Source organism: Streptomyces sp. SM1, assembly GCF_002910825.1.
GTDB lineage: Bacteria > Actinomycetota > Actinomycetes > Streptomycetales > Streptomycetaceae > Streptomyces > Streptomyces okerensis.
The window spans coordinates 1-8,288 of record NZ_NEUB01000996.1; the positions used below are offsets into that span (position 1 = coordinate 1).

Annotated in this window: 6 protein-coding genes and 2 pseudogenes; 3 read left to right on the forward strand and 5 right to left on the reverse strand. The window is 74.0% G+C overall.

Annotated features, from left to right (window positions below; genetic code table 11):
- On the reverse strand, positions 1-794 hold a 794-nt coding region (locus B9S61_RS35275; RefSeq protein WP_103545820.1), incomplete at its 3' end, for a glycerate kinase.
- 129 nt (positions 795-923) lie between these two features.
- Between B9S61_RS35275 and B9S61_RS35280 the strand changes: the two genes are divergently transcribed.
- From B9S61_RS35280 to B9S61_RS35290, 3 genes are all read left to right on the forward strand, one after another.
- A complete protein-coding gene (locus tag B9S61_RS35280) occupies positions 924-2,030 on the forward strand; it encodes an ADP-ribosylglycohydrolase family protein (protein WP_103545816.1) in 1,107 nt (368 codons plus the stop codon).
- Positions 2,031-2,352: 322 nt separating this feature from the next.
- Entirely contained in the window at positions 2,353-2,856 is a 504-nt protein-coding gene (locus B9S61_RS35285; protein WP_103545817.1) for an NUDIX hydrolase, read from the forward strand.
- Between the two features lie 65 nt (positions 2,857-2,921).
- Positions 2,922-3,647: a Sir2 family NAD-dependent protein deacetylase gene (locus tag B9S61_RS35290; RefSeq protein ID WP_103545818.1), complete on the forward strand. Its 726-nt coding sequence runs from the start codon at positions 2,922-2,924 to the stop codon at positions 3,645-3,647.
- On the opposite strand, the gene B9S61_RS35295 is transcribed toward B9S61_RS35290, so the two are convergent.
- From B9S61_RS35295 to B9S61_RS35310, 4 genes and pseudogenes are all read right to left on the reverse strand, one after another.
- Positions 3,644-4,126: a methylated-DNA--[protein]-cysteine S-methyltransferase gene (locus tag B9S61_RS35295; RefSeq protein WP_103545819.1), complete on the reverse strand. Its 483-nt coding sequence runs from the start codon at positions 4,124-4,126 to the stop codon at positions 3,644-3,646. The two genes, B9S61_RS35290 and B9S61_RS35295, sit on opposite strands and share 4 nt — an antisense overlap.
- A gap of 21 nt (positions 4,127-4,147) precedes the next feature.
- A complete protein-coding gene (locus B9S61_RS35300; RefSeq protein WP_308457813.1) occupies positions 4,148-5,635 on the reverse strand; it encodes an AlkA N-terminal domain-containing protein in 1,488 nt (495 codons plus the stop codon).
- 104 nt (positions 5,636-5,739) lie between these two features.
- Positions 5,740-6,583 (reverse strand): annotated as a pseudogene (locus B9S61_RS35305) (DUF72 domain-containing protein).
- A 47-nt stretch (positions 6,584-6,630) separates the two neighbouring features.
- A pseudogene (locus tag B9S61_RS35310) lies at positions 6,631-8,288 on the reverse strand (sugar-binding domain-containing protein); the annotation flags it as partial.

An 8,288-nucleotide genomic window follows, 5' to 3' on the forward strand; every position in this document is an offset into this window, starting at 1 on the left:
CCCGCGCCCGGGGAGGCCGCGTACTCGGCGGCCCGCGCGCCCGCGGTCTCCTCCAGCACCTTCGCGAAGTGCGCCAGCGCCGCGTCCAGTGGCCCCACGTCCTCCGGCGAGGCACCCTTCTGCGGTCCGTAGACCGCCGGCGCCCCCTTCGGACCGGTCAGCGGGTTGTCGACGTCGCTGGCGAGCACGATCCCGGCCGAGGCGAGGCGGGGGTCGAGACCGGACAGGTCGGCCGAGGCCAGCTCGGCGAGCCCCGCGCCACCGGGCGCCACCGGCTCACCGCCGGCCGTCAGGAGGCGGGCGCCCAGGGCGGACAGCATGCCCGCACCGCCATCGGTGGTGGCGCTGCCGCCCACCCCGAACACGATGCTCCGCGCCCCCGCGTCCAGCGCGGCCCGCAGCAGCTCCCCGGAGCCGTACGTCGACGCCGTGAGCGGTGCGAAGACCCCCTCGGGCAGCCGCTGCAACCCGCTGGCCTCGGCCATCTCCACGACGGCGGTACCGTCGCGCAGCGCGAACGCCGCGGTCACCGGGTCGCCGAGGGGCCCGGTGACCCGTACCTCCCGCCGTTCGAACCCGGCCGCCACCGCCGCGGCCACCGTGCCGTCGCCGCCGTCGGCCACCGGAAGCGCCTCGACCACCAGGTCCGGGACGACCCGGCGCAGCCCGGCCGTCACCCGTTCGGCGACCTCGACGGCCGTGAGCGACCCCTTGAACTTGTCCACGGCGACCAGCACCCGCTGTGCCGACCGCGTCGTACGAGTGCCGCTTCCTGCAGCGTCCGCCACGTGCATTCCCCTCGATCTCCGGGCCCCGCACGCGTGCGGGGCCAGTCGCGCCGCTGTGACACTAACCGGCGGACACCAACGCCGCCATGCCCCGCCCAGCCCGTGGAACGGCCCGCGATCGGGTAGACCGTTCCCATGACCGCGACGACCGCTGTGGACACGGAGCCAGGACTCGCCGACCGCATCCTCGGAGGGTGGCTCGGCCGGATCGCGGGCAACATGCTCGGCAAGCCGGTCGAGCAGGGAGAGGTGTGGACACGGGCCCGCATCGACCGCTACCTGCGGCGGACGGACGCCCTCCCCCTCACCGACTACCTCCCCGCACCGCCGACCGAGAGCAAGGCGCTCGACCTGCGCCCGGAGTGGCGGTACTGCGTCCGCGGCCGCGTCCACGGCAGCTGCCGCGACGACGACGTCGACTACGCGATCCTCGGCCTGCACCTGCTGGAGACCCACGGCTTCGCCTTCACCACCGAGCAGGTCGGCGACCTGTGGCTGCTGCGGCTGCCGTACCTCCAGACCTTCACGGCGGAGCGGGCGGCGTACCGCAATCTCGCGAACGGTCTGAAACCCCCGCTCACGGCCACGTACGACAACCCGTACCAGGAGTGGATCGGCGCCCTGATCCGCGCCGACATCCACGGCTGGACCTCGCCGGGCGCCCCGCGCCGCGCCGCCTCACTGGCCCGCAGGGACGCGGTGCTGTCCCACACGGGAAACGGGGTGTACGGCGCGATGTGGGCGGCGGCGCTGGTCTCGGCGGCGTTCACGGCGCCCACCGTGCGGCAGGCGGTGGACGAGGCGCTGACGGTGATCCCGGTGAGCAGCCGTCTCGCCCGCACCGTGCGCCGGGTGGCCTCCCTGCACGAGGCCGGGCTGGCCTGGGAGGACACGCTCACGACACTCGCGGAGGAGACGGCGGGCCTCGGCTGGATCCACACGGTCCCGAACGCGGCCGTGCTCACCGCGGGCCTGCTGTACGGCGACGGCGACTTCACCCGCACCATCGCGCTGACGGTGCGCGGCGGCCTGGACACCGACTCCAACGGCGCGACGGCGGGTTCGGTGGCCGGTGTGCTGTGCGGCGCCCCGGCCGTCCCGGCCCAGTGGAAGGACCCCCTCCAGGACACGGTACGCAGCGCCGTCTTCGGCTTCGACGGGGTACGGATCAGCGAACTGGCGGAACGGACGCTGCGGCTGGCGCACGGCGGGCAGCCGTACCCGGGCGTGCCGCTGTCGTAGGCCCCGGCATGGCGGACGGGGTGCGGTGGGTGGTGGATCTCGGCGGGAGGCGGGTGCGGCGGGTGGATCAACCGTCACCGCTCGAGACGCCGGCTCCGCCGGAACGGGTTCACCCGCGCGAGTCCCGGCGCGGAGGCGGCCGACGGGCGCCGGCCGGGCTCGCCGCTGCGGCCGGCTCCGCGAGGGTTCGGCACCAATGTTCATGTGCCCCGGCGCACGCGCCTCCCGTGTCGATCACGGGACCGGCGTGTGCTGCCGTGCGCCCCGCGGGCCCGGCTCCGTCCCCGCGGCGGTGCCCTGCGCCACGGCTACCCTTCCGGCCATGACCACCGCTCAGCCCGCCCGGGACTTCGCCGCGTACATCGCCTCCCTCCCCCGTGTCCTCGCCGGCGCGGCCGCTCTCTTCCGGGACGAGGAGGGGCGGGTGCTGCTCGTCGAGCCGAACTACCGGGAGGGGTGGGCGCTGCCCGGCGGGACGGTCGAGTCGGACGAGGGGGAGAGCCCGCGCGAGGGGGCGCGGCGGGAGACGGCCGAGGAGATCGGTCTCGACCGGCGGCTGGGACGGCTGCTCGCGGTGGACTGGGTGAAGGGTCCGGACCGGCCGCCGGTGGTGGCGTATCTGTACGACGGCGGTGTGCTCGGTGCGCAGGAGCTCGGGGCGATCCGGCTGCAGGAGTCGGAGCTGGTGTCCTGGCGGCTCGTCCCGCGCGGGGAAGTGACCTCGTACCTCCGCGGCTCCCTGGGACGCCGGGTACTGGCCGCGCTGGACGTCCTCGCCGAGGGCTCGGGCACGGCGGAACTCGAGGACGGGCACCGGGTGCACTGACCCCGGGTCCGCACCCGCCGTATTCCGCTCGCCGCGCCGGCGCACCGCGACCTACCCTCGGCCCCATGAGCAAGCCCCTCGTCGCCCTTCTCACCGGCGCCGGCATCAGCACGGACTCCGGCATCCCCGACTACCGCGGGCCGAACGGACTGTGGCGCCGCGATCCCGACGCCGAGAAGCTCGTGACGTACGAGTACTACATGGGCGACCCGGAGATCCGCCGCCGGTCGTGGCGGATGCGGCGCGAGAACTTCGCGCTCGCCGTCGAGCCCAACGCCGCGCACCGTGCCGTGACCGGGCTGGAGCGCTCCGGGATGCCGGTGCGGGCGATCACCCAGAACGTGGACGGGCTGCACCAGCTCGCCGGAATGCCGGACCGCAAGGTGCTCGAACTGCACGGCACGGTACGGAGCGTGGTGTGCACCGAGTGCCACGCGCGCGGTGCGATGGAGGACGCGCTCGCCCGGGTCGAGGCCGGCGAGGACGATCCGCCGTGCACCGACTGCGGCGGCATCCTCAAGCCGGCGACGGTGATGTTCGGCGAGCACCTCGATCCCGTGGTGCTCGCCGAGGCGGCGGCGATCAGCAAGGCGTGCACCGTGTTCATCGCCGTGGGCACCAGTCTCCAGGTCCACCCCGCCGCCGGCCTCGCGGAGGTGGCCGCCGGCCACGGGGCCCGCCTGATCATCGTCAACGCGGAGCCCACCCCGTACGACGACCTCGCCGACGAGGTGATCCGCGAGCCGATCGGCACCTCGCTGCCCGGGCTGCTGCACCGGATCGCCGCCTAGAACAGGGCGGCTCCGCGTTCGAGGTCCAGCAGCCGCTGCTTCCGCTCCAGGCCGCCGCCGTAGCCGGTGAGGCCGCCGCCCGCGCCGATCACCCGGTGGCAGGGGACGATGATGCCGACCGGGTTGCGGCCGTTGGCGAGGCCGACGGCGCGGGAGGCCTTGGGATTGCCGAGGGCGTCGGCGAGTTGGCCGTAGGTGCGGGTCTCGCCGTAGGGGACATGGGTCAGCTGCTCCCAGACCCGGCGCTGGAACGGGGTCCCGTGCAGGCGCAGTTGCAGGCTGAATTCCTTCAACTCGCCCGCGAAGTACGCCGTGAGCTGCTCCTTCGCCCCCGCGAAGGGGGTGTCGTCGGGGGCGCCGAAGGACTCCTCCGGCGGGCGGTGACGCTGGCCGGTCATGTAGAGGCCGCACAGGACGCCGTCGTCGGCGACGAGCGTCAGTGGGCCGTAAGGGCTGTCGATCACCGTGTGCTGTCTCATCGGTTCTGCGTCCCTGGTTGGTCAGACGGGGAGGAAGTTGATCGGGTGGCTGTCGGTCGCCCACAGGTACTGCACCGCGTACGCCCGCCAGGGCCGCCAGGCCGCCGCGCGGGCGGTGAGGGCGGCCGGGGTGGACGGCAGGCCCAGTTCCCGGGCGGCGCGGCGGATGCCGAGGTCGGTGGGGAGGAAGGCGTCGGGGTCGCCCAGGGCGCGCATGGCGATGACGTCCACCGTCCAGGGGCCGAAGCCCGGGAGTTCGAGAAGGCGTGCGCGGGCCTCGGGCCAGTCGCTCTCCACCCCCAGGTGGAGGTCTCCCTCGGCCAGTTGGCGAACGAGGGTGGTGAAGGTGGTGCGGCGGGTGCGGGGCATGGCGAGGGTCTCGGGGTCGAGCGCGGCCAGTGCCCCGGGGGACGGGAAGAGGTGGGTGAGGCCGCCCTCGGGATCGTCGACCGGTGTGCCGTGCGCGGTGACCAGGCGGGCCGCGTGGGTGCGGGCGGCGGCGGTGGAGACCTGCTGGCCGAGAACGGCCCGGACGGCGAACTCGGCCTCGTCGACGGTGCGCGGCACGCGGCGGCCGGGTGCCTTGTCGACCAGGGGCGCGAGCACCGGGTCCGTACGCAGCTGGTCGTCGACGGCGACCGGATCGGCGTCCAGGTCGAGCAGCCGGCGGCAGCGGCTGATGGCGACGGTGAGGTCGCGGGGGTCGCCGAGGGTGAGGCGGCAGGCGATGTGGTCGGGGCGCGGGGTCAGTGCCGCGATGCCGTGCCCGTACGGCAGGCGCAGGGTGCGCCGGTAGGAGCCGTCCCGCCACTCCTCCACGCCGGGTACGGCGGTCGCGGCGAGGTGGCCGAAGAGGTTGTCGGGGTTGAGCGGGGCGCGGAACGGCAGCCGGAGGGACAGCACACCGGGGGCGGTGCCGGCTGAGGTGTTCCTCGGCGCGGCCCGGGTGCGCAGGTCGCTCGGTGAGAGGGCGAAGACCTCGCGCACGGTGTCGTTGAAGGCGCGGACGGAGGCGAATCCGGCGGCGAAGGCGATCTCCGCCATCGGCAGGCCCGTGGTCTCCACGAGCAGCCGGGCGGTCTGGGCGCGCTGGGCGCGGGCCAGCGCGAGGGGGCCCGCGCCCAGCTCGGCGAGCAGCTGGCGTTCGACCTGCCGGGTGCTGTAGCCGAGCCGGGCGGCGAGGCCGGGCACGCCCTCGCGGTCCACGACGCCGTCCGCGATCAGCCGCATGGCGCGCGCCACGAGATCGGCCCGGTGGTTCCACTCGGGGGAGCCGGGGCTGGTGTCGGGCCGGCAGCGTTTGCAGGCCCGGAACCCGGCCTGCTGGCAGGCCGCCGCGCTCGGGTGGAAGACCATGTTCCCGGGCTTGGGCGGGACCACGGGGCAGCTGGGCCGGCAGTAGATCCCGGTGGTCAGGACGGCGGTGAAGAACCAGCCGTCGAACCGGGCGTCCTTCGACCGCACGGCGCGCACGCAGCGCTCGGTGTCGGTGTGCATCCCCTTCAGCATGTCTCAAGGATCGGGCACGGGCGGCACCCCGGTCCGGCGGAAATCCGACATGGACGTCAGGTGTCCTGGGGCTGCCCGGTCAGCGTGTCCTGGGGCTGCCCGTCTCACGCCAGCAGCTCCCGCATGGTCTCGGCGGCGCGTACGGCGGCGTCCGCGCAGCAGTTGTTGAACAGCACGTGCAGTTCGTCGGTCTGTTCCGCCGCCCGCCGCAGGCGGGGCACCCAGGCGGCGAGTTCGGTGACGTCGTAGTCGTGCCGGAAGCGGTCCTCCTTGCTGCCCCTCCCCCAGGCCCTGCTGCGGCCGTGGAACCGCACGACGGCCAGGGCGGGCCGGCTGACGGGCGCGACGGGCGGCAGGGAGCCGCTGAGTCCCTGCGCCATGTCCACACCGACGGCGGTGGCGCCCAGTGCGGTCAGCAGCGCGTGGGTGCCGTCGGCCCGGTCCGCCCGCCACCAGGCCGGATGCCGGAACTCGACGGCGAGCGGCCAGCCCGCCGTGCGCTCCGCGCACTCCTCGAGGGTCCGCTCGGCAGCCGCGCCGGGCGCGAACCAGGGCGGGAACTGGAACAGCACGGCGCCCAGCCGCCCGGCCTTCCTCAGCGGCTCGACCGCGTCCGCGAACCGCCCCCACACCTCGTCCAGCAGCGCGCCGTCCACGGTCCGGGTCCGCAGGTCGGGGGGGCAGCGCCTCCGGACGCGTGGGATGACCGGTCAGCAGCGAGAACGCCTTGACGTCGAAACGGAACCCGTCCGGGGTGCGTTCCACCCACAGCTCGCTGTTGCGGCGGCGGGGCAACGCGTAGTAGCCGGAGTCCACTTCGACGACGGGGAGCGTGGAGGCGTAGTGCCGCAGCCGACCCTCGGCGGCCCGCCGGCCGCGCGGATACCAGCCGCTGGCGACGAGTTGACGGTCCGTCCAGGAACAGGCCCCTACCAGAATGTCACCCATGGGAGCCCGGATACCCCGGGCTCCGACGGGTGTGTCCCCCACGGGCCCTACTCGGTCGCCGTGGCCCGGCGCGAGGCCGCCGTCGCCTCCTTCACGTCGGTCAGCGGGCGCAGCCGGTAGGTGTACGCGTAGTCGCGGTCGGCGAGGAGCTTGAACTCGTCGTGGGTGTGGGCACCCCAGCTGTCGTCGCCGCCCACGCCCGTCTGCCGGTGGTTGACCCGCAGGACGACGGCGTCCCGCGGGGTCAGCTGGTAGTCGTGGCGGACTCCGGCCGACAGGTCCTCCGGGGTGAAGTGCGAGGCGTTGATCTCCAGGAGGGGTTCGCCCGAGACCAGCAGACCGCGCCCGCCGGCGTCGGTCAGGGCCGCCCAGCGGACGTCGGTCTTGTTGCCGTTCTCCTGGGGGCGGATGTAAGAGGTCCACTGGCCGGCCACGGTCGAGCTGTAACGGCCCACGTCGGTACCGGTGTTGCGGTCCCAGTGGTTCTCCTCGGGGCCGCGGCCGTAGTAGTGCAGGCGGTCCAGGCGGCAGGGCAGGAACAGCAGGGTGCCTACCTCGGGGATGTACGGCAGTCCGGCGGCGCCCGGGTGCAGGGTGTTGTCGACCTTGATCTCGCCGTTGCCGAACACCGTGTAGGTGGTGGTGTACGTGGACTCCGCGGTGGTGGGCAGCGTGCCGCGGACCTCGATCCCGACGGCCCGTTCGCCGAGCGCCCGCACGGTGACGTCCGTGACCTTCCGCCGGGCGCCGGCGTCGCGCCAGGTCCGGTTGCGGAGGTGCTGGCCGTTGCCGTGGTCGTTGTCCGCCGGAGGACGGCCGTGTACAGGTTCGGCTGCTCGGCCGACCACAGCAGGGGCTCCGTCACCGCCTTCGCGGCCCGTACGGTGACGTCCTCGCCGGCGCCGGCGGCGTTGAGGTCGGCGGACGGGACCAGACGGCGTGGCCGCGCGCGTCGTACAGCTGGGTCTCGACGGTGTACCGGCCGCTCGCGCCCGCGCCGTACGCCCGCACGCTCGCGGTGACCGCCAGCTCGGCGGCCGTGTAGGTGTCGTTCAGCGGGGTGTCCAGCTTGAAGTCGCGCAGGTGCACGGCCGGGGTGGAGTACAGGTAGACCGAGCGGAAGATGCCGCTCAGCCGGATCATGTCCTGGTCCTCCAGCCAGTCGCCGTCGGCGTAGCGGTACACCTCGACGGCGATCTGGTTGGTGCCGGGCCTCGGATGACCGGTGATGTCGTACTCGGAGGGCGTGCAGGAGTCCTCGTCGTAGCCGACGAGTTCGCCGTTGATCCACACGTAGTGGGCGGACTTGACGCCCTCGAAGTGCAGGAACGTGCGGCGGCCCGTCCAGTCACCCGGGACGGTGAAGGTGCGGCGGTACTGGCCGACCGGGTGGTAGCGGGTCGGGGCGGCGGGCGGCTGCGGGTCCTCGCCGCGGCCGTTGGGGCCCCAGTACGGATAGGTGATGTTCAGGTAGATGGGGAAGTCGTGGCCGTGCAGCTGCCAGACGGAGGGGACCGGGATGGTGTCCCAGTCGCCGTCGTCGGTGTCGGTGCGGTGGAAGTCGGGGTCCCGGTCCCCGGGGCGGTCGGCGTAGGCGAACTTCCAGGTGCCGTCGAGGCTCTGCCGATAGGGCGAGCGGGTGCGGTCGGCGGCGAGGGCCTGGCGTACGTCCGCGTACGGCATGAGGGTGGTGTGCGGAGGCTGG

Coding starts and splice junctions, on each gene's coding strand:
- B9S61_RS35280 (WP_103545816.1), top strand. CDS start 924: ATGACCGCGACGACCGCTGTGGACACGGAGCCAGGACTCGCCGACCGC.
- B9S61_RS35285 (WP_103545817.1), top strand. CDS start 2,353: ATGACCACCGCTCAGCCCGCCCGGGACTTCGCCGCGTACATCGCCTCC.
- B9S61_RS35290 (WP_103545818.1), top strand. CDS start 2,922: ATGAGCAAGCCCCTCGTCGCCCTTCTCACCGGCGCCGGCATCAGCACG.
- B9S61_RS35295 (WP_103545819.1), bottom strand. CDS start 4,126: ATGAGACAGCACACGGTGATCGACAGCCCTTACGGCCCACTGACGCTC.
- B9S61_RS35300 (WP_308457813.1), bottom strand. CDS start 5,635: ATGCTGAAGGGGATGCACACCGACACCGAGCGCTGCGTGCGCGCCGTG.